This is a genomic window from Burkholderia sp. Ac-20345, from assembly GCF_017104825.1.
GTDB lineage: Bacteria > Pseudomonadota > Gammaproteobacteria > Burkholderiales > Burkholderiaceae > Burkholderia > Burkholderia lata_B.
Map to the genome: position 1 here is coordinate 12,583 of NZ_JAAGPO010000082.1, position 22,292 is coordinate 34,874.

Here is a 22,292-nt window from a genome sequence, read left to right on the forward strand (position 1 = left end):
TGGAGCATTTCTCGGCAGCCGTGGATGTGACACTTCGGACCCTCCAACGGCGGCTGGTCGAAGAAGGTGGCAAATTCTCGTTGCTTCACGAACAGGTTCATAAATGGGGATCTCCAAGGGCTGTACTGTCTAAGCCAGTAATCCGTAAGGCTAACTACCCCACGATAGTGCATCACGCCGACTAATACAGTCACAACTGCCACCGTCGGCGGTGGCTTTCGCAACATGGCCGACAGCTTCGCGTTTTCCCGGTCGAGTCGATTCAACTCGGGAAACCTCGATCCACTTGCGGCATCTCGCCCCTCAGGACTCGTCAGGGCGGAAAGCCTTTCAATCAAGCCACATTCAATAAGGAAGGTAATCGTGAAAAAATTGGGGCAGGCACGCAAAAAAGACACACCGATGAAGCTGGCACTTCTGGTTGCTGGTCTTTTGGCTTCGTCGGCAAGCTGCGCGGGATGGATGACACAGTTTGCATCTCAACCACTTAACAAGCTGGTCATTCCTGGTTCCCATGACTCGGGAGCTTACGAAGTATCAGTTCCAGGCGTTACCAGCCCGGATTTTTCGCAAATTCGGTATGTCCCTGACTTTCTCCAGGCGATGTTCGTCAAGGATTGGGGGAAGTCTCAGTCTCTGTCGGTTGGACAGCAGCTAACAGCGGGCTACCGCTACTTAGATCTCCGGTTGTGCGGCAAAGGAAATACGGTGTATACCTGTCACGGGGTATATACGGCCCCGCTTTCTCAAATCGTGGCGGATGTCAAGAGTTACCTTTCAACCGCTGACGCATCAAGTGAAGTCATCGTCATGGACATAAACCACTTGTATGGGATGAGTCCTGAACTCAATGCAAGTGTCGCATCGACGCTGGGTTCCCAGCTAGGTCAATGGATTGCCTCCCCAAGCCAGTTCACGATGTCCACGCCCGTCGGCAAGTTTGCTTCCGCCAATAAGCATCTAATCATCACGTACGCAGATCAGTCCACTCAAGTGTCCAATAGCAACATGCTCTGGCCGACCACGGTGATCAACTCGCCGTGGCCCAACGCCCAGACAGCCTCGAGTCTTGAGGCGGCACTTTCCATAAGTCCCCCCGTTTCGACGTCCCAGTTATACGTCCACCAGACACAACTTACTCCGAGCGCACAAATCATCGAGGGCGGCTTCCTGCCGGGACACCCTTCGACCCTCAGGGCCTTCACTAGCGGCTATGAAGCCACTGTCGCGAACTGGATACAGAGTGTCGGGATTGGCTACGTCGCCAGCGGTGGCGTGATTGTCCAGGACTTTGTGGGTGATGGAATCTTCTCAGGTCGTGATCTCACGCAATATGCGATCATTCGCAACCAGCAGATGTTTGCGCAGACGAGTACCGTCAGTCCATTCTCAACGCAGGCACCGCCGTCTTCATCGCCGAAGCCTACCGTTTTAACAAAATTCGTCAACGTGGTAAAATCGTTACTTAAGCGATTTTTTTAGTTAAAGTAAATGCAGCGACTCGAAAACACGGCCGAGACATTTATTGGGCTGGTAATCCTTTTGATTTCCAGGTCCATGGCAGCGATACACGCGGTAAGGCCGGCGTACAATCGGGTGCCAGCGACGATTCGCAAGTAATTGCAGGCGCTCGCCGTCGAAAAGGCGAGCGCGCAGTTCGTCGGTGGGTAGCTGAAAAGCGAGACGATCCAACAATGAATGAGGCGGCGGGCGATGAGGTACGACGGTAGACGCGGTCGCGAGCGGGCAGCGCTATACGCTCACGGTCCGTTGTTGAAACTGAAGCGGGTGCGAAAACGCACGGTTGGCGTTGCCTGATAGACATGTGACCCGGGTATTCGGCCCGGCATAAGTTCGTGTGTCCGTGTGGACATCGCTTTGATCGGCAAGGCACAACATTCCGTCGACGTTGAATTGCCCGGTCTGTCGAGTGGGTGCGAAGCGGGCGAGGGCTGTGTCGAGATGACGCGTAAGCCTCAAACGCGCGCGCCGCGGACAAAGGATGCTCTTGCCAATACCAGCGAAAGTCGTGCGTGATATTTCACTCGAGAATCACCTCGCGCTCGCGACCATGCAGGAGGGATACTGCTCGCCGGACACGATGATTTCGCTGCTGCGAATTTTGTACATAACCTACTACCTGCTTGAAAAAAAGCTGCGAGAAAGCCGACCTTGCTCCATTCCTGAAGGTTGAGGTGGCGCTCGATGAGAGCATTCGGGCGACGGGCGCGAGTGGCAACTACTGTCGGAGCGGATGCCGGAGGTCAAGCAGGTTTTGCTGCGCTGCGATGAAGCAATGGGCAGTCTGCCAAAGTAGCGCAACATCGACGCATGGAAGCAGATCAACGGGTTTGTTCGGTCCCCGTGTCAATCCCCTTTACCCAGTAGCCGACCGAACAGAGTGTGGGCGTGTACCGTATAAGTCGAAACGCTGACTCTGGCGCTGTGGGGGCGCAAACGAACCGGTCGCTCTAGAAAGAGGAGCACGCAATCCTCAGTTCAAAGACGGGTGACGCAACTAAAGCCCGACACGTCTCCGCACCGGTGCCTAATGCCGAGTCCGCGAAACCACGGTATGCGGACTCGGAACCGTTGATGCAACGACGGGTTCGGTGGCTCCGCGAACCAACGCCTTCCCTACACGTATCACCCGGCGACTATGGTGACGACGACGCTGGCTTGGGAACTCAGGCCCGAGGAATCAACCGCCGTCACCGTGAGGGTATAGGTTCCTGCGATAGCGCGCGGCCAGACCAAGAGAATCCCCTGACCGCTTGCGAAGAACATCATGCCCGCTGGCGCGCCCTTGATGCTGACATTGACGTTACGCCCCTCGGAATCCGAAATGCCAACAATCCCGGCAACTGGGCGGCCTGCAGCGCCATTGATCGTGGAAGCATCGATCACAGGGCCGGATGCCGCGGCGGAAATCCGTAGTTGCAATACCGCCGTGCCGGTCTGTCCGGTTTTCGTATCGGTTGCTGTGACACCGAAGCTATATGTTCCCGCGATCGGTGACGTCCACGAAATCAAGCCTGACGAGCTAATCGCCATACCGGACGGTGCACTGTTAATCGAAAAGCTGAGAGAATTTGCAGCAATTGCGTCGACCTGATAAGCCAACGGCATTCCTGCCCTACCGGCAATAGTCGCGGCCTCGATGATAGGCGCATGCACAGCGGAAATGGTCACATTCGCCATCGCGCTTCCGGAAAGTCCACTCATCGTTGCGGTTGCCGTGGCAGTTACTGCGTATGAGCCAGACACTGGCTGCGGCCACGTGACCTGCCCCGATGAATTGATGGTCATGCCATATGGGGCATTCGAAAGAGACCACGTCACTGCTTCTGGCGCAGTCGCAGCGATGGAAAAGGACAATGTACTCCCGGCGATTCCCTTGACAGAGACTGGTGAAACGACGGGTGCCTGCTCACTGGTCGTTGAGATTGCCGAGAGCAGACTGGTGACGTTAGGTGTACCAAGTCCTGAGGGCTGGTCATATCCTGCATGGGCCGAGCAGGTTGGGCAGGCGCCGTCATTCCCGACGGTGATGTCGTCAAATGCGGAAGCGAACAGCGTGGAGCTTGTCGCGATCCGTCCGTAGAGCGATGTCTGAAGCAAGCCGAGCGGTCCCAAAGCGTTTTGTGCCCGCGCAGCATTCGCTATTGCGGCAATTCCTGCCCATTGTGGCGTGGCCAGACTTGTTCCACCGAAGCTGTACCATTTCGCAGCGGATCTCCCCGGTGTCATGATGGCGACGTATTGCCCCGTGGAGGGATTAGCGTTGAATGACACGTCAGCGACGGAGCGCATGGAAAGTGTTCCGATGTTAGGAGCGCCTAGTTTTTGATAAGCGGGAGCCCAGGTGTACCGGCTGATACCACCTCCAGTATGAGACCAGACCGTTTCAGAACGTGTCATGCCGTTATACGTCAGGCTTGTCCCGCCGACCGCCAGAACGTGCGGTGAAACGGAGGGCCATATGACCTCGGTACCGCGATCACCGGCTGCGGCGACGTAGGTCATCTTTGCATTGGAAAACGCTGAATCGACGGACGCTGTCCATGACCCTTCGGGCGCTCCGAAGCTCATCGAGACGACACCCGGCCCCATCGCATTCGCCAAGGTAGTTGCCGCCGCTAGACTGCTGACAAAGGCATTTGGGGCCTCGATGAGAACAATGCGGGCCAGCGGTGCCGTTGCGTGTGCCCATTGCACATCGAGTGCAATTTCCGAGGCCCAGCCCGCGTGATATGCCGGTGCCGATGAGGTCATCCCACCGCGGCTGGTCGAGTAAACGACGGAGAACTGGCAACTAGGCCCGGCCGCCGTGATCGGCAGATTGGCCGATGCTGGAATTGTCGTCGTTGTACATGGGGGGAGGCCGAATTTCTGACTGAACGTCGCGAGTTCAGCTGCAATGTTCGGATCGTCCCTCGCATCGATGACGTAGATCGTTTGTCCGGCTCCCATCTGCGCGGCTTCACTTGCGCTGAGGCTATTCCACGACGTCGGCAACGCCGGCAGACTATAAGCCGCACGAATCTGGGCCGGGGTATACGTCCTGACCGATTTCGGGTTGGTAGTCGACGGCGATACGAATGCAGCAGACGCAGCGATCGCCTGTGGCGTGAGTTGTGCTCTCGACACTGCTTCCATGGCGGGGTCCGTTGCCTGCGACACCGGGCGCTGGTGGGCAGATGCGGACGGCGAACCGCTGTCGATGTCCGGAGGAGCATTCAATTCGACCGGAGCCGTATAGAACGTAGGCGTTACCGTGGCATTTGCCTCGCTGTCGGACAACGGCGAGAGCGACAGCGTGCTGGATGAACCAATCGAGACAGCGCTGGATGCTGCCGAGGCAGGAGAGGAACTATTGTCTCCGCCCCCGCAAGCAAGGAGCAGCAGTGGGGTGAGTACTACCACCGTTTGCCGGAGGCCGGGAACCAGGGGGGGCGCATGGTCGAATTGCTTTCATTGGTTGTTTCTTCAAGTCGGCGCTGGGCATGGACAACCAGCAAAGGTGTGAAAACGGAGGGGGAATTCGGTAGGTACCCCGCCCACACGCCTATACAGCTATGAAGTTCGGAATATCAGTTCTGCGGCGGACCACGCCAAAGCAGTTTGCTTTCCGGCATATGGGCTATTGGCGTAGAAGCTGGCGATCCATTTCGCCAGGAAGAAATCAGCAATAAAGATCGACGTATCGCCCGATAGACTGTTGCTCCGTTAAACCTTGTGGTGTATATCCGAGCACCGAGTTCTTGGTAATCATGGAGACCGTCAAGGGCTGATCAAGCCGAGATTTCTCGTTGTGCCGTGGTGCCGGTAACCCGATCGGGGAAGGCTGTACCGGATCTGGCTGATTTGTACGGTACTGCTCGCAGGTCGCGATACTCTCCCACTGCCCGTCGGCAGTGCGCGCTTGAATTTCGACAGTGTTCATGACGTGTGAATTGAACGTAACGTAACGGCGCGGCGCTCAAAATTGCCGGCCGATGCAAACTAGCCGCTCGAGTGCGAATTCTCGCGCCTCGAAAATCGTCGGCTGCAACGTCATGGCAACTTGCCGCTCAGCGATAGAGCGATAAGAATTTTGGGCATCTCGTACCTACCGATCACGCACATGCGCCGTCCTGTCACCTCGCTGAATGGACTAACCGGGATCCCAGCTCTGGTTGTGCGGCGAGGGTCTCAACGCCCGATTTGCTGGAGCCTGCATCCGACCGAATTCGCATGCGGGCAGTGCCAGGACGCAGAAGGATGTGAGGCCATGGAATATCGATGGTGTTAGACATGCCCGCGATTAGAGCGCGCAGAAGCTCGGGCGGAGCGAGACGGCTTGGTGCGACTATAGGCTGCCGCTCAGCATCGCAACGGGCAGTGTCTGACATCGGACTATCGACATCAGGGCGCACAGTGCCGGTTTCGGCGTACTTTAGCCGCTTGCTGGTGGGGCTGGCGTTGGCATGTATTTGGGGTTGACCTCGGTATGACGCATACCGTGCCAGAAGCACATAGAGTTCCGGAGCCCACGATGGAAAAGTCTCGGGTGACTCAAGCATATTGTGGGAGTCGGTGCCGAATGCGACCAATTCGGCCTGTCTTCTCGCTGAAGCTTAGCGTTCGTACATGGTGTGCTGCGTACCTTTCAAGAGCACCTTGTCGTTGCCTGCGATCGAGGGTGCAAAAGATCGGTGTCGTGAGCCTTGTGGATTTCAATGATCTACGTCTAGCCGTGCCACCGATGCAAAGCGCACACGACGAAAGCTGTGCCTGGTATCTGGTGGGGCATCGGTAAGGGGCGCGGCCGGATGATAGCGGAATTGGAAATGCGGGCCGAGAACTCTGGTGATGGGTTGCGTGTTTCCCGGTGCGCCGGTTATCCGGAAAGCGCGGGCGGCAGAGTTCCAGTATTGCCCGTATGCAAGGGCCTTTCACGGGAATGGTCGGCGGCGCTGCGTGCTACGACTTGTTTATCGCGCATTCGCGTCAAATTCGAAGATAGCTATGAAAAACACTTTGCTGAAGACCGTATCTGCAATCTGCCTCCTGGCCGGCGCCGATGCCGCGCTTGCCGGAAGCACGACTTCTAGTCTGGGCGTCACGGCCAGCGTAGCGGCAAACTGCACGATCAACACGACCGCGGTTTCCTTTTCCACATACGATCCAGTTTCCGCGAACGCCTCCACGGCGCTTACAGCGACCGGTGCTGTCCAGATCGCGTGCACCAAAGGAGCCGCCCCTACAGTCACGCTGGGTCTCGGCAGCAATGCGTCGGGGTCGACGCGCCGCCTGATAGGTGCGAGCAGTTCCGACTTGTTGACCTACGAGTTGTACCAACCGTCAGGGACGGCGCCGGGCGCTGCGTGCGCGTACACGACCGTTTGGGGTGCGACGGGTAGCAGCATCTTCACGCCGACGACCGCGACCAGCAAGGCAGCGCGCACATACAACGTATGCGGCCAGATTTCGGGTGGACAGGATGTGACGGTGGATACTTACTCGGACACGGTCGTTGCGACCGTCAACTTCTAACCTGCCGGTGCGCGACGGCAGGCAGCAAACGCCGCCTCTGGCGTTCTGTAATACATCGGTGGAGAACGCGGCCGGATGATGATGGTACAAGCGTTGCGGGCTGCTCTGGTGATCAGCCTCGCACTGACTGGTTTGCTGCTCTTTCAGGCAGCCCGGGCGGCGGGGTTTCAGGTATCACCGGTGCGAGTGGATCTCTCTCCTGAACAGTCCAGCTCGGCACTTACGGTGCGCAATGACGGCGATGAGCCAGTAATCGTGCAAGCTCAAACGATGAGATGGTCCCAGGTTGGCGGTCGTGATCACTATGAGACGACTACAGACATCCTCGCGACGCCGCCGATCTTTACGATCAAGCCGGGCAGCACTCAGATTCTGCGGGTCGGCGTACTCCGTCCACCCAATTCGGAGACGGAGCTGAGTTACCGCCTCTACTTGCAGGAGGTACCTGCGCGGCCTCGGCCAGGCTTTCAGGGCCTGCAGGTCGCGCTGCGCCTCGGAATCCCCGTCTTTGCTCGGAACCGAACCCGATCCTCCCCAGACCTGAGTTGGAAGATAGAGCAACTGGACGGAGAGCGGGTCAGGGTTCAACTCACGAACGAAGGCGTTGCTCACGTCCAGGTCACCGACTTCAGCCTGGTCCTGCCAGATGGGAAAGGGCCTGTCGCGGCCCAGCAGGTGTCGGCCTATGTACTGCCCATGCAGCAACGGGAATGGGTGCTGGCAACCACGCAGGCCATCAATACCGCCAGGATACGCATCAGGGCTTACACAGATGTGGGAAAAATCGACGCTGACGTCAACGTGGAGAAGAAGTAGCGTCGTATGGTTTTTGGTTGTGCCCGGTCTGCTGCCCGTCGCGTCGGTTCATGCTGCGGATTTTACGGACGGTCCTGCCATCGGGCAGTCAATGGTTGTGGCCGACAACTATCAGCCCGCTCTGCTTGTGGTCGACATCAATCAGCAGGGCCATACCGACACGCTCCTGGCGTTTCGCAGTTCCACGGGCGAGCCATGGCTGGCGCAAGACGATTTACAACGGTTGCGGCTGCGTGTACCTGAGCGTGTGCCGGTGATTCTGCAAGGCAAGCACTACTATCCCGTGTCGGCCCTGCCAGGTGCCACCTATAGACTCGATGAAGCGAGCCAGAGCTTGTCTCTGGTGGTGAATCCGGACGCGTTCGTGACCACGCAGACCAGCCTCGCCCCACGCACGATACCGGCACCCACGCCGACTGTGCCTGGTCTGTTCGCGAACTACGACGTGTTCGCAGATCGCAGCGCGGGCACCACGACCGAGGCGGGTTCTTTTGAATTCGGGGCGTTCAGCCGACTGGGAGTCGGGACCAGTAGTTTCCTTCTCCAGCGCGGCGCAGCGACGTCCCGCTCGCTGCGACTCGAGAGCACCTTCACCGCGGACCGGCCCGCCGATCTGGTGAGTCTGCGTATCGGGGACGCCGTGACACGCAATGCGGCACTGTGGGGGCGGGCGGTGCGGTTCGGGGGGCTACAGTATGCGACCAATTTCGCCACCCAGCCAGGCTTCGTCACGATGCCGCTGCAAAGTTTCGCGGGGCAGGCCGCGTTGCCATCCACCGTAGACGTATATGTGAACAGTGTTCTGGCCACCAGCAAAAATGTGCCGCCCGGTCCGCTTTCGATCAACGAACTGCCGGTGGTCACGGGGCAAGGTGACGTGCAACTCGTGGTGAAGGACGCGCTTGGGCGTGAACAGGTGATCAGCCAACGGTTCTATGCGAGCGGCAGTCTGCTGCGTCCCGGTCTGAAGGATTTTTCCGCCGAGTTGGGTGCGATCCGGCGCAACTATGGACTGTCGAGCCTGGATTACGGCCCCGTCATTGCGTCGGCTACGTACCGGCAAGGGTTGAACGACGCCTTCACTGGCGAGGCTCATATTGAGCTCGAAGGTAGCAGCCAAGCCACGATGGGGCTAGGCTGCGTGGCGTTGGTTCCGTGGCTCGGGGTGTTCACTGTTGCAGGAGCCGTGAGCCGCAGGGGCGGTGACAGCGGTCAGCTTTGGGCGCTGGGATTTGAGCGACGAGGAGCAATATTCAGTGCTGCTTTTCAGACGCTGCACGCAAGCGAGCGCTTCCAACAACTTGGCTACGATGCGAATGCTCTGGCTCCGCGCCGTCAGTCTACAGCGAGCTTCGGTGTGTCGTCAGGGCGATATGGCTCGATCAACCTCGCTTGGCTTTCCCGGGCCGTCTCTGGCCAAACCGGTGTATCGCTAGTCAATCTAAGCTACACGCTGCAGATCCATCGCGTTGGCATGTTGTCGGTGACAACATTTAGGACACTGAACGGTCAACCGGAACGGACGCTCAGCGTCGGCATCACGCTGCCACTCGGTGGTGTTGCTTCAAGCGCGAGCGTGACGCAAATTTCATCGCGCGGCGCAGCGGACCAGTCGATCGTGCAGTTTCAGCGCAATCTACCTGCCGGATCCGGCTACGGATACCGCGTACAGGCCGCCCATAACGCGCCGCAGCAGGCCAGTCTGTATCTGCAGAACGATATCGGCACCTATACGCTCGAAGCGGCGCAGTACGCAGGTCGGTCGGCCGCGCGAGCGGGCATGTCGGGCGGTGTGGTCGTGCTGGGTGGATCAACGTTCCTGAGCCGCCGGATCGACAACAGTGTCGGCCTGGTACAACTGCCCGGTCTGTCCGGCGTGCGGATTTATGCCGACAACCAGTTGGTGGCGTATACCGACAAGGACGGCAATGCGCTGCTGCCGGCGCTGCGTGCCTATGACGATAATCCGGTGCGGATCGAGCAGCAGGATCTGCCTTGGGATACGGAAATTGGCAGTCTGACGACCGATGTCGTGCCCTACTTCCGCAGTGGTGTGCTGATCCATCCACCAGTGCGGCGAACCAATAGTGCGATGTTGCGCCTCGTGACTGCCGACGGGAGACCGCTGCCGGCTGGCACTGAGGTCGGCGTAAACGAACAGACTGAACAGTTTCCCGTCGCCATGGATGGCGCTGTCTTCGTTAATGGACTGAATGCGACCAATCGCTTGAATGTCCGTTGGGATGGCCGGCGCTGCGAGGCGATGTTTGCGTTCAACCGCACTGCCGAACCGATACAGAACCTGGGTGAAATCGTATGCAAGGAGGCACGTCCATGATGTCGCGATCGGGTATGCAGCAGTGCTTGGAGGTCGTGCTCCTTGGATTTGCGTTCCTAAGTTTGTCGACATTATCCGACGCAGCTACGTGCACCATCATCAGTTCGCCTAATGTCGCTTTTGGCAGTTACGATCCGATGGGAGGGGCACCGGTCGATGGGGCGTCGTCGATTCGGGTTTCCTGCGATAAAAACGCAACAGTGACGCTTTCGATCGCAAGCGGTCAGGGTTCGTTTACGAACCGTCTGATGTCGAGCCCGGGCGATAGCCTGCAATACAACCTATATACGGACGCTTCTCGGCAGACGGTGTGGGGAGACGGCACGAGCGGAACCGCGACGGTCGCTCTTAGCATACGGGGCAACCCGCGAACCGCAACGTTCACGGTCTATGGCCGTATCATCGGCGGACAGGACGTGGGTGTCGGCACCTACAACGCATCGCTTGTCATGACGCTGGATTTCTGAGCGATCGTTGAGAGCCGATCGCCGACTCTGTCTCCGGCCATGGACCGCATACGATCGAAAGTCGAAAGTTTAGTCATTGTGTTGATCGAGAGCATAGCAGTCACGAGCGGCAATGCTTCTAATTCTGAAATGTTGGTAATGCATCGATATGGCGTGCAATAATGCCTTCGCTTGCAGGTTTTAGCACGTCATTCGTCTGAACGAATGCGTGTCGTCGTACAACTTCAATCCTTGTTTTATTGTGTAGACGAATGAATCTGGCGGCCCATGCAGGAAATCGCACGCGGCATCGTCCGTCGGCGTCACCCGGAGTCGGGTGCGTTGCTGCATTGGATATTTTCGCGACGAGTTTCGATCGTTGGAGTCCCCCATCCTCGTGGGATGGAACGGGCTCCCCGACCACGTGCAGGCTGCTATGTTTCACGTTGTTGCTCAATCACCATCTGCTCCCCTGGAGGGGCTACGCATTCTGATCGTCGACGATGATCCCGGCGATCGTTCGCTGCTAGCGGACTATCTTGGCTCCAAAGGCTGCCGTGTTTTCGTTGCTTATGACGGACACGATGGCTTCCGAAAGGCGCTGGCGATTCTTCCGGATCTGATCCTGATGGACGTCAGCATGCCCGTCTGCGACGGGCTGACCGCATCCCACCTTCTGAAGTCGGTGTCCGACACACGCGCGATTCCGATGATTTTTCTCACCGCGGCTGGCCAGCCAGCCGAGCGTGTGCGCGGTCTTCAGTCGGGCGCGATCGACTACGTAGTCAAGCCGTTCGATCTGAAGGAACTCTACCTGCGCCTGAGTATCCATGCGCGTACACGCTTGCGTCGGTACGAAAGGGAACTCAAGGCGTCCGGAAGCGGCGCACTCGATATGCGTCTGTTCCGCGATGCGCGCTACCGGCTGCTGTCGCGGCTCAATGAAACCCAGTCGCTTGCGTCAGTCGCGAAAGCGCTCAGCACGAACACGTTGCGCTTGAATCTGGCGTTCAAGCGCTGTGCAGGTGTGACCGCGTTCGAGTTCATGCTCGAGGCGCGTATGCAATATGCGGCGAGCTTGCTGGCCTGGACAACGATCGATATTCAGGAGGTCGCGACGGCGGTGGGTTATACGACCCGGCAGAATTTCTCTACTGCTTATCGCAAACGGTTCGGCATGTCGCCGAACGAATTCCGGCTGCGGAATTTCGGAGTATGACAATGTGGAAATCTTGGCGGATCGTTCGGTTTTCGTTTTCTGGAGCATCGTGCTCCCTCTCTGCGCACTTCATCTATTGAATCTGGCCGCCATGAGTCGCATCCTCGTCGTCGATGATCACCCCAGCGATCGCAGTCTGCTTGCGGATTTCCTCGGACAACACGGCTTTCGGGTGTATATGGCGAGCGATGGACTGGACGGCATTAACAAGGCGCGTGCATGTCGGCCCCACCTCATATTGATGGATGTTGCGATGCCTGGCTGCGACGGGCTTACTGCGTGTCGGCGCCTGAAGGAGGATCCAGCGACGCGTGACATCCCAGTCATGTTTCTGTCTGCGGCCTGCCAGCCCGGAGAACGTGTCGCGGGATTCGAGGCCGGCGCGATCGATTACATCACGAAGCCGTTCCATTTCGACGAAGTGCGGATGCGCGTTGCGATCCATCTTCCGCTTGAATTCGACGAGAACATTCCTGTTGCGGCAATCGACTTAGTCGAACCAGTTAACGATGCGACGAGTTTCGATGTTGCGTTGTTTCGTCAGGTTCGGGCAATTGTAGTGGCAGACTTCACGGACGTGCCCAACGCCGAAATGCTGGCTCGCGCGACAGGCACGTCCCCGAGGCGATTGTCGCTTGCATTGAGGCGTTGTACCGGGCTCACGATTTTCGACTACATTCGCGAGGAGCGATTGACTGAGTCGAAGCGGTTGCTGCTGGAAAGTGATAACGACATTTCGACGATTGGAATGCGGGTTGGGTATTCAAGCGGCGCGAATTTTTCGACTGCATTCAAGGTTCGTTTTGGTTTATCACCGACCGACATGCGGCAGTCGCAAAAACATCGGAAAACGTGGGGAGGCGCATGAACCGGTCGTTCTCGCGCATGTTTAGCGGATTCATACTCGCGATGCTGGTTATGCTGGGCGCGCGCGTGGCATTGGCGGCTGATTTGCCATGGCCGCAAGCGGTCGACATTGCAGCAGTGAGCAGCGAACAATCATTGGCCACGGACGTCATGCAGTTCGACGATGCGTCTCACGAACTCGATGCCAGTACCGTGCAGCGCCTTCCGGACTGGCATCCCGCGACGGCACGGTCGCTATCACGTGGCTTCACACGTTCTGCCGTATGGATTGCCGGCACGCTAGTCAATCGTGGTCAGGGCTCGGTAACGAGATGGCTGTCGGTCGATCCCCTGCGGCTCGAAGATGTATCGTTCTATGTCGTGACCGATGCGGGCACTATGCCGGAGAAGCGCTACCAGTCGGGGGTAGGGTCTTCGCTTTCCGCCCGACCGATCGAGACCGTACGAACGGTATTTCCGGTCACACTGTTGCCCGGTCAAAAAATTAGATATCTGATCCGCGCGCAGAGTCGATCGTCCCTTACGTTATCGATCCGGCTATGGCTCCCAAGCGCATTTCGCGAAGCCGAGATGCGTGCCGTGACGGGGCACATGTTGCTGACCGGCACGATGCTGGCGATGGCCGTCTTCTCGGCAGTGCTTGGGGTGACCTGGCGGGACCGCGTGTTCGTGCTGCTGACGGCGACAGTGATCGGAGAAGTGGTCTACGAACTCGCATTCGAAGGGTATCTGTACGTTCTATGGTTGCGTCACGGCGGGGACTGGGTGCTGCGGTTGCCGGGCGTGGCCGGTGATATGAGCGTCGTATTGTTTTCGTCGCTCCTCATGTCGTTCATGGGGTTTGGCAGATTTCGCGCGTGGCGTTGGATCTATCTGACCATGGTCACCGTTCTTTCAGGTGCCGCTGTTTGGACCGCATTCGGCGACTACCGCACGGCGGCTTCAGTCTCGATACAGCTAACTTTTGCTTGCAACCTGGTGTGGATCGCCTCTATCGCTGACGGATGGCGGCGCGGAATACCGAACGCACGCCTGATTCTCGTTGCCTTCCTGCCGGACTTTACAACGCTCCTCGCCCGGCTCGCCGTGATTGCCGGCATCATTCCGCCGGAGTGGAACGCCGGTACTGCTCAGATTTGGGATAGCGTCGGCGTGCTAGTGCTGCTTTCGCTCGTCATTGGCGGCAGGGCACGGCAACTTCTCATCCAGCAACGGCAGGCACAGCGGGCGCTGCTGGCTGAGCGCGAAGCGACACGGATAGGGCTTGAGCACGCGGTCGCAACGCGTACCCACGAGTTGCGCGAAGCGCTTGTTCGGGCTGACGATGCAGTCCGCGCGAAGACTGATTTTCTCGCACGAATCAGTCACGATCTGCGCACACCGCTCACGTCGATTATCGGCTTCGCGGATCTCATTCAGGCGGCTGGCCGCACGGATGCCGAGCGGGGCCGCATTATCCGTCGAAGTGCTGATCACATGCTCGGCATGGTCAATGACTTAATTGACTACGCAAGCGGACGTGATGCCGACGCGCTGTCGCCTTCGACTGTCTATACCTATGCCTTGCTGGACACAGTCTCGCAGCATGGCAGCGCTCTGGCGGCCCGCCGCGGCAATACCTTCTCCGTCGATGTCGTTGGAGATTTGCCACCCGTAATTGAACTGGACGACCGGCGTATGCAGCAGGTGCTCGGCAATTTGCTCGACAATGCCGCCAAGTTCACAGATCACGGAGCGATTCGCCTGGCGGTCTCCGCGCGCATTATCGATACGGCCGGGCGTCGCTGGAGCCTGCGTTTTGTCGTTGCTGACAGCGGTTGCGGAATTGCGATGGGTGATCAGGAACGCGTATTCGATCCGTTCGTACGTGCACTGAAGAATGATTACCGTCCCGGTATCGGTCTCGGACTCTCGATCGTCAAACTATGGACCGGCCGAATGGGAGCGACGGTGCAACTTGAAAGTACACCCGGCGCGGGAACGACCTTCGTCATCGAACTGGTCGTAAGCGAGATGGATGAGTCTGCGATAGGCAAGTTGCGGATGCATGAGGCTGCCGACGCGCTTCCTCGTATCGACGGGCGTGGACATCGCGTGCTCATTGCGGAAGACACTGCCGAGATCCGGGCGCTACTGCGCGACGATTTGTCGAGTCTCGGTTTCGACGTCGAAGTGTATGGCAACGGTACTTCGGCCATACGTCGACTGACGGCGCAGGACGGGACGTCACTCGCGCTTGTCGTGACGGATCTTTCGATGCCGGGTGCGTCCGGCCAGGAGGTATTGCTCGCTGCTCGAGATCGCCACCCACGCATTCCGGTGGTTCTGATGTCGGCGGTACCGTTTCGTCAGTCTGCGGCGAAAGAGCAATTCGACGCTCATCTGCATAAACCGGTTAGTCTTGCTGACCTGCGAAACACGATTGCGACGCTGCTGAATCTGCCCCGTGAGCACCACCGTGTGCTTTCAGCCGCCATCGACATCGCGATGCTTAAGCGGCCCGCGCAGGACCTGATGGACGAAGGCCGCATGCTGGTCGAACTCGGCGCAGTCTCCGACTTGCTGGACTGGGCAGGGAAAGTCGTGTCGCTGGATCCTGCATGTATGCCGTTCGCTGAGCAAATCAGGCGGGCGGCAGCGCGCGGAGAACTCGATGAACTTCAATCGATGTTCACAGACACCACCCACATCTCCAGTGGTCAAGACTTCCGATGAACCGCACCACCGCATTGATCGCGGAGAGTTATTTCTAACGGATTACTAACATTAACGAGTTGCCGAACCCGGAAGTTTCACAACTGGCGTTAAGATGGTTTTTTAATCTCGTCGGAGACTTGGATGTCCACTTATCGGGAACTCAAGAAGCAGGCGCAGGTGTTGGCGGCGCGTATCGAGCAAGCGCGACAGGAGGAAGTGCAAAGCGTGATAGTGCGAATTCGCGAGCTCGCTTCTGATTATGATCTGATGGCCGAGGATATTTTTGGCCCGCGGCAAACGAAAATTGAAAAAAGGCCGCGGCGGACGGTTAGCGTGAAATACTGGAATCCGGTTACTGGTGCCACCTGGAGCGGTCGCGGACGCGAACCCACCTGGATCAAGGGGCAGGATCGCGAAAGTTTCCTCATTCAAACTTGATTTGCTCAATGCCGCAGACTTTATTACACCAGCGTACCGGTGCAGTGGGGTTGTCGTCGGCATTTTCACCACATTCGTCGAAGCAGCTTCCCGCCAGCCCTTTGGCTTACCGCGCCGTGATGTCACCGCGGCATCGATTGCAGGGTGGATTCCCCGCGAGATCTACCCGGTGATGGGCGGACATTTTCCCAGTGATGCTTGAGTGATCGGTATACGCCGCCGCATCGTTCGCAATTAGGTCAGGAAGCGGCATGCAGATGGCTCGCTTCGAGGCGGTGCCGAATCGGTCATCTGGCAGTGGGGTATATCCGATCACTTGCCGTTCAAACAAATTGCATTCTAGCAAACAACTCTGGCAGTCTGGCAAAGGGTGAGGGGCGTATCACGGCATACGCTCGGATAGTATGGGCATGCCGCCATGACGCTCAACAGTTGCTGCTTGGCTTCCTGCGTTACAAGCGCACTGGCGCTGCGCAATTGGCCACACATGGTCTACCAGCGTTGAGCCGATTCTTCGCGTGAGTCAGTGACACGCGGCAAACTCCGAGAAAGAGACAGCCCACTACGACGGCTTTCAGCAGTCACCGCTTCAATACTTCGACGTCGGCCCGAAGTCTGATGCACGATGGGTAGGCAGATCGCGGGCGGTGCGTGCAACAGAACGGTGCGTATCCGCTCTGGGGCGATTCGTGCCCAAATCACGATGTCGGGGAGGGCGCGCGGTTGACCACGAAGACGCGCTCGAGCTGTGCGTCAGGACAAGCCTGTTGATTCACTTGATCTCGGCTCCGTTGGTGATCGATGGAGCATTCGACTTTGTCGGGCCCGCTCTTATGTTCGCTCACATGGATACTCGCACGGCAGGTGATGGCGGGCCTATCGACTCCTTTGCCTTGAGCCCGGCCGTTTAGTGGCGAGTCGGCAATAGACGAGAGCAGGTCTAAGGTTCCGTTCCGATGCCCACATTGGAAGTGCTGATCACTTCGCGAGTTGTCTCGAAAAATTTGGGCGGGGTCGACACGGTGATGGCGCATGGATGAGCCAGGTCGTGAGCTGTTGCCCGTTTGGGTAAGTAATATGTTGGGGGAGCTGGGTTAAATGTGATTTATCACGGCAGTCGTACGGGGGTGGAGGTGGAATTTGGATAATTAATGGCGAATCAAATATTATAATATAAGAGAATAATAAAATAGGCCTGATGTTTTATTGGTGCGCAGATGCTGTCGAAGCCAGTGTCGAAAAGATGGTAACGCAGAGATGTCCGGCAGCATCATCGAACGAGTTTGGTGGCGTGATTTTGGTGTGGGAATTAAATAAGTAAAGAACGGGGAATTTATGCATTGTGACGAGACTCGCAATCTTGTTGATCACCTTCGGTTGACGACATCGGTGCACACGGCTCCGGAATCTCAATGGAAATTCTCCCCGCCCCATGTCGGGATCGGAGCAGCGTTGTTCGCGTTGCCCCAATGCGTCTCAAATATAGGCGTTGTTTGGATTCGAGATTGCATGCAGCTGGGTCGAGTCTGTATGGCGGAAGCTGTGATTGCTCAAAATGGAGCAGTCGATCTCTGGTGCCGAATGAGTTCGGTCGGACAATGGCGCGACATGTTGGTTCTCGGCATATCGTCGCGCAGCATTGCCGATCCTAGGTTTTTGCCGTTTCAAATGCCTCGGGAATCGCTGGCCAGCGATCCGAAGTGGATTGATTTTTTTCGTCAGCTATCCATCACACTCCCCAATGGAGAGCTGAGTATTGTGATTGAGCTTGATTCGAGGGAGCCATCGGCTGATGCGCTGTCAGAGTTCGTGCTGAAACTCATCGAACTGCTCGGAAGCAAGGTAAAGCTTATCGTGCTGACCGACACCGTTTTGCCGGGGAGCCTCCGAGATGCTGCTGCCGAGAATAACGGACCTATTGCGATTTCTCTTCAGAATTCTCGATTCAATCAGGCGCAGATTGGCTCGGTGTTCGGAATTGCTGCTGATTCCGAATGTGCCCGAAATTTATTTAACCTTTCCAATGGTTTAGCAGGACCACTGATGTTCCTTGCATCGTACGTGGAGTCATTTGAAAGTGCTCCTCTATTGATGAGGCAGAAAGCTATGCTCACCGGCCTTCCGTTCTTATATGCCGATGTCGAACGCTATCTTTCGAAAGAAAACATGTACGACGCCGTACTTCGGTGTGCATTTCTACCTGAAATAACAGCCGATAGCGCAATTGCCATAAGTGGATACAGGGATTGCGATAAAATCATTGCATCGTTATTCACGAAATTTTCCATTTCATGCCTTCGATCAAGCGGAACAGAGGGGTTTTCCTGGAATATTCTTTTCAGAAAATTCCTTCTTGAGGAGGCTAGGGTTCGATTTTCTCCCGAATGCGTTAGTGAACTCAGGAATCTTGCTTCTGATTTACTCACTGCCGAGAAGATGCATGAGTCACTGTTTATGGTCAACGTGGAGGCGGGCGATTGGGGCGGCGCGCGTGCCGTTATCTGTGACTATGCCCCGCACCTGTTGCGAGACGGGTTGGGCGCGAAGGTAAAGGAGTTGCTGATGGCATTGCCGGTCAACGTGCGTGATACGGATCCTCTGCTTCAGTATTGGCTGGCACGAAGCCTGCTCAATGAGGATGTGCCGGCGGCGAGCAGGATTTTCGAGGAAGCACTGCGGCGATTCAGTTCCATGGGGAAAGTATCAGACTACTTCAATTGTCTTGGATGGGCCTCGCTGGCTGTGTTGCTTTCAGAAGGAGTAGTCGAAAAAGTGCGCGACTGGCTCAATCGACTCAACGAGATTCTCGAATGGCATGAGGAGGAGCTCGGAGCGCGCAGCCGACTCCTCGGGCTATCGGCGATTTTGCAGGGCAATCAGAATACCTGGGCACTCCAGGCACGATTGTCGCGGTGTGCTTCCGAACTGGGGGATTTGCTCACTAGACAGCAATTTGACGATGAACTTAGGCTTATTGCAGTAACCGCTCTATTGTCGTACGAGGCTTCTATCGGCACGGCTGGGGTCGGCATGGCGATGGCACGCAAACTGATCCCACTGGTCCGTGAGGAGATTTATATATTCCCTCTGGTGGCGAGGTGGCGCTTGTCCCTTGCCGAATGCCTGCATTCGCAAGGCGATTACGACACTGCGTTGGAATTGCTTGACGCACTGCAAGAGCAACTGTCCGGTAAAGGACTGGAGAATTTGAGCGCATCGTGTACCTGGCAGCGACTACATATGATGGTTGATATGCGCGATCCACGGGCAATCCACGAAGTGGACGAAACGGCGAGAATCGCACAGGTGGTGCGTGATGCGCTCGTCGTGGTCGGTCATAAGGTTGCGAGGATTGGACTATTGCTGCAACAGGGTGAGCCTGCAAAGGCACTTCATCTGGCGCAAGCGGCAATGTCATTTGCTCAGGCACAAGGCGATTCGACAATGCGGTTTTACGCGTCGCTTGCGGTCGGCCATGCCCTTGTCGAGTCGGGCGATTGGGTGAGCGCCATGTCAATCGTTGATCAATTGCGGCTGGACGCCACGCATTTGGGAGATTGCCCGCGCCACGTCTACCTGCAGTTGCTTGTCGCACGGGTGGCCATGGAGCGCTCGGATCATGACGAGATGTGCGAGGCGTTGAATAGGGTCTTTCATCTGACGCGCACTCTAGACCGGTTTTGTAATCTCTTCGTCTCGCAGTCGATTCTGTCTTTCCTTTGCACTGTAGCGCTCGAATCCGGCGTCGCGGAGAAGGATGTGTCGACGGCCGTGCTCAGTCGTGATGTTGAGCCACTTGCCGAACGCTTGCACGAGCGTTGGCCGTGGCGAATCCGCATCTACACGCTTGGCGCGTTCATGCTCGTCAAGGATGGCGAGACAATCGAATTTAGTGGGAAAGCTCAGCGCCGACCATTGGACTTGTTGAAGATCTTGATCGCGTATGGCGGGAAGTCGGTCGACGTTAACATGGTAATGGGAGCGCTGTGGCCGGACTCGCAGGGAGATGCTGCACAGAAATCGTTCGATACCACGTTGCATCGCTTGCGAAAATTGCTCGCAGATGATGCGGTAACGCTCACGAATCGTTGTGTTTCTCTGAACACGAAAATGTGCTGGGTCGACATTTGGGAGTTCGAGCAACTTGTCTCGATGCCGGTACATTCTCAGGAATCTAGTAGAGAGGGGGCGTTGGGACGAGAAGTCGGTGCTGTAATCGATCGGGTCTTTCAGCTTTATCGGGGTGACTTTCTATGCTTTGAAGAAGAGCAGCAATGGGTTTTCGCTCCAGCGGACAAAGTCAAAAGTAAATTTATACGATTTGTCCGTAAGGCGGGAGATCTGTTGGAGCAGAGGGGAAACTGGTCGAAGGCGATCGAGGTATACCGGAGAGGAATTGAAGTGGACAACCTCTCCGAGGATTTGTATCGAGCATTGATGGAGAGTCAACGCAGGAGCGGTAGCGTGGCGGATGCATTGGAGACGTATCGGCGATGCCGCCGGATGTTGTCTGTTGTGCTGAGCATTACCCCGTCAGAGAAAACGACTGCGCTGTACAGGCAACTGATCGAATAGAGACAGGCATGAGATGAAGGATCGTGGGGCTGGGTCGTTTCCGTGGGCTGGGGCCAAACGCTGTTTCGAACGTCGGTCGGTGCGTGTCTGCTTGGGGAAATCGACACGGTCCGCCAGGCGAGCATGATTTCGTGCGAGTGCGCTTGGCGCCGTTTGTGCGGGAGTATTGCTGGCTTGCGTTATGCCCGCACACCAGCGCATTCGATATCTGTTGCCGTAAGTTAAAAGTGGGGCGCGGTCTCCTAGCATCCCGCGCTAGATTTCAAGAACTGGTCCTAAGCGGAAGTGTTCGTGATAGGGTTCTGTGTGCTGCGGCCGCCGACGGGCGGACTACAAGGATGGGTCATGGACACGCATGACATCGATGATCAAGTCGACGCCTGGAAGTTGGTGGGTGCACCTTCGACAGACTGGGCGGCTCGACGTCCCGCAGTTGAGATAAGTCTGCATGCAAGGTTGCGGGACACGCTTGAAGCGATCGGCTTCGATGCTCTGGTTGGCAACGCCGTGCGCGCGGAGGACGTATCCAGCCTTTTGGCGCGTGTTCGTCAAGCGCTTTTAGCGCTGGATGATTTGTGGCTCGAGTATGAGAGCGACCTCGGAAAAGCCAACGATTCTGCGATCAGCGCCGTGGGCGAACTCACCAGCGCATCGCTGATGAATCAGCTTGTGCAATATGTGCGCCAGCTCGAGCGCGCGTTCGGCGAGAACAGACTTCCTATATGGTCGGATGTGACGGCTGTTGCCATGTCTGCGACCCGATGGGTTGCGAGGTGGTCTTGGCTGCGCTATAAGCAGCCCGCCACGCGCGTATGGGCGAATGCGGCCTATCTTTATGAGGCATCTGAACGCTGGCAATTTCAGCATGCAGATCCGGCCTTGATCAATGCCGCTGAGCGTTCCCCGAGCGTCATGCATGAGTTGACGAGCCTTCTATTTGCCCAGTGGGTCTCGCCGTTATCACTTTCGCTTCCGGCTCAACTCCTGCTCGATCGAATGCTGCGTGATTCGGCGGCGCGGCCCGCTGTTTCAGCGGCGCCTACGTCACTGGAGGACGCTGCGTTCGATGTCGGTAGTGGCTTGATTTTGCTGCAGCGAGAGATCACCCCGACCCCGGCAATACGGTTCATTTCGTTCGGTCAACTCCGAGATGAGATATGCAAGCGAGCAACGCATCTGGTAATGGTTGACGTGACAAAAGCCGAGCCAGCCAAGCAACTGCTAAGAACCGTCGTCGGGCGACGCACGCGCAAGCTGAGCCGCCTAGGAAGCCGCGTTGAAATGTTGCGACGCGTACAGGTGTGCGTTGGATACAGGCAAGTCACGGCAAACCAGTGCGGGGACGTACAACGGTTTAGGGAGGCCTTCGTTCTTGATCGAAGCGAAGAGGGGTGTCGAATCAGGTTTGATCAGGCATCGGCAGAAACAAACCGGCTGTGTGTCGGTGCGCTCCTGCAGGTTCAGGGTGTTTTCGATGGTGAAGTCTGCATCGGGTTTGTGCGCTGGCTCAAACGGATCGACCCTGCCGGCTGGGAAGCCGGAGTCTGGCTGATCCGCGGTACCGTTCTCGTACGAAACATGCGGAATCAGCGTGGCGCTTGGCCAACTGGCGCCGTCAGTGAAGCCGTATCCATTATCGACGTCGATAACGCAGGCTCGGGATCGCCAACGCTGGCTGTTTTGCCGATGAATGGGGCCTCGGTTCAGCGGCAGCTCGTTTGCGATGAAGGGCGATTCCGTTGCAACGTTTTGTCGCGCTTCGAGGTCGGTGCCGATTTCGAGATTGCAGTGGTGGACTGCAGCAGCATGAAGCCAACGAAGTAGTTCGGCCAATTATTTAAGTCGGATTGTGCAGCGC

General features: G+C 57.2%; 12 protein-coding genes. 11 read left to right on the top strand and 1 reads right to left on the bottom strand.

Annotated elements, in window-relative coordinates:
- Window positions 1-225 precede the first annotated feature (225 nt).
- Window positions 226-1,482, top strand: coding sequence for a phosphatidylinositol-specific phospholipase C domain-containing protein (locus G3O06_RS26410; protein ID WP_205817985.1), 1,257 nt, complete (start codon window positions 226-228; stop codon window positions 1,480-1,482).
- A gap of 1,164 nt (window positions 1,483-2,646) precedes the next feature.
- Here the strand turns inward: G3O06_RS26410 and G3O06_RS26415 are convergent.
- Complete coding sequence (locus G3O06_RS26415; RefSeq protein ID WP_205817986.1) at window positions 2,647-4,926, bottom strand: putative Ig domain-containing protein; 2,280 nt, start codon at window positions 4,924-4,926, stop codon at window positions 2,647-2,649.
- A gap of 1,584 nt (window positions 4,927-6,510) precedes the next feature.
- On the opposite strand from G3O06_RS26415, the gene G3O06_RS26420 reads away from it, so the two are divergent.
- The 10 genes from G3O06_RS26420 to G3O06_RS26465 all read left to right on the top strand — a co-directional run bounded on the left by G3O06_RS26420 (window position 6,511) and on the right by G3O06_RS26465 (window position 22,258).
- Complete coding sequence (locus G3O06_RS26420) at window positions 6,511-7,038, top strand: spore coat U domain-containing protein (protein WP_205817987.1); 528 nt, start codon at window positions 6,511-6,513, stop codon at window positions 7,036-7,038.
- 75 nt (window positions 7,039-7,113) lie between these two features.
- Window positions 7,114-7,854 (top strand): molecular chaperone, encoded by a 741-nt coding sequence (locus G3O06_RS26425; RefSeq protein ID WP_205817988.1) that lies wholly within the window; start codon window positions 7,114-7,116, stop codon window positions 7,852-7,854.
- Window positions 7,855-7,873: 19 nt separating this feature from the next.
- Complete coding sequence (locus tag G3O06_RS26430; protein WP_205817989.1) at window positions 7,874-10,192, top strand: fimbria/pilus outer membrane usher protein; 2,319 nt, start codon at window positions 7,874-7,876, stop codon at window positions 10,190-10,192.
- A complete protein-coding gene (locus G3O06_RS26435; protein ID WP_205817990.1) occupies window positions 10,189-10,659 on the top strand; it encodes a spore coat U domain-containing protein in 471 nt (156 codons plus the stop codon). The genes G3O06_RS26430 and G3O06_RS26435 overlap by 4 nt, the downstream gene beginning before the upstream one ends.
- A 415-nt stretch (window positions 10,660-11,074) precedes the next feature.
- Window positions 11,075-11,857, top strand: coding sequence for a DNA-binding response regulator (locus tag G3O06_RS26440; protein WP_205818000.1), 783 nt, complete (start codon window positions 11,075-11,077; stop codon window positions 11,855-11,857).
- Between the two features lie 4 nt (window positions 11,858-11,861).
- A complete protein-coding gene (locus G3O06_RS26445; protein ID WP_346779557.1) occupies window positions 11,862-12,725 on the top strand; it encodes a response regulator in 864 nt (287 codons plus the stop codon).
- Window positions 12,722-15,439 (top strand): hybrid sensor histidine kinase/response regulator, encoded by a 2,718-nt coding sequence (locus G3O06_RS26450; RefSeq protein ID WP_241020255.1) that lies wholly within the window; start codon window positions 12,722-12,724, stop codon window positions 15,437-15,439. Before G3O06_RS26445 ends, G3O06_RS26450 begins: the two co-directional genes overlap by 4 nt.
- A gap of 123 nt (window positions 15,440-15,562) precedes the next feature.
- On the top strand, window positions 15,563-15,859 hold the full coding sequence (locus G3O06_RS26455; protein ID WP_205817991.1) for an H-NS histone family protein: 297 nt from the start codon (window positions 15,563-15,565) through the stop codon (window positions 15,857-15,859).
- Window positions 15,860-17,389: 1,530 nt separating this feature from the next.
- Window positions 17,390-20,434: a BTAD domain-containing putative transcriptional regulator gene (locus G3O06_RS26460; protein WP_205817992.1), complete on the top strand. Its 3,045-nt coding sequence runs from the start codon at window positions 17,390-17,392 to the stop codon at window positions 20,432-20,434.
- A 345-nt stretch (window positions 20,435-20,779) separates the two neighbouring features.
- Entirely contained in the window at window positions 20,780-22,258 is a 1,479-nt protein-coding gene (locus G3O06_RS26465) for a hypothetical protein (RefSeq protein WP_205817993.1), read from the top strand.
- Window positions 22,259-22,292 lie beyond the last annotated feature (34 nt).

What these genes read in the sequence shown, in the direction of transcription:
- G3O06_RS26450 (WP_241020255.1), top strand. Translation starts at nt 12,722, where the DNA reads ATGAACCGGTCGTTCTCGCGCATGTTTAGCGGATTCATACTCGCGATG.
- G3O06_RS26465 (WP_205817993.1), top strand. Translation starts at nt 20,780, where the DNA reads ATGGACACGCATGACATCGATGATCAAGTCGACGCCTGGAAGTTGGTG.
- G3O06_RS26440 (WP_205818000.1), top strand. Translation starts at nt 11,075, where the DNA reads ATGTTTCACGTTGTTGCTCAATCACCATCTGCTCCCCTGGAGGGGCTA.
- G3O06_RS26410 (WP_205817985.1), top strand. Translation starts at nt 226, where the DNA reads ATGGCCGACAGCTTCGCGTTTTCCCGGTCGAGTCGATTCAACTCGGGA.
- G3O06_RS26425 (WP_205817988.1), top strand. Translation starts at nt 7,114, where the DNA reads ATGATGATGGTACAAGCGTTGCGGGCTGCTCTGGTGATCAGCCTCGCA.
- G3O06_RS26435 (WP_205817990.1), top strand. Translation starts at nt 10,189, where the DNA reads ATGATGTCGCGATCGGGTATGCAGCAGTGCTTGGAGGTCGTGCTCCTT.
- G3O06_RS26420 (WP_205817987.1), top strand. Translation starts at nt 6,511, where the DNA reads ATGAAAAACACTTTGCTGAAGACCGTATCTGCAATCTGCCTCCTGGCC.
- G3O06_RS26460 (WP_205817992.1), top strand. Translation starts at nt 17,390, where the DNA reads ATGGCGGAAGCTGTGATTGCTCAAAATGGAGCAGTCGATCTCTGGTGC.
- G3O06_RS26455 (WP_205817991.1), top strand. Translation starts at nt 15,563, where the DNA reads ATGTCCACTTATCGGGAACTCAAGAAGCAGGCGCAGGTGTTGGCGGCG.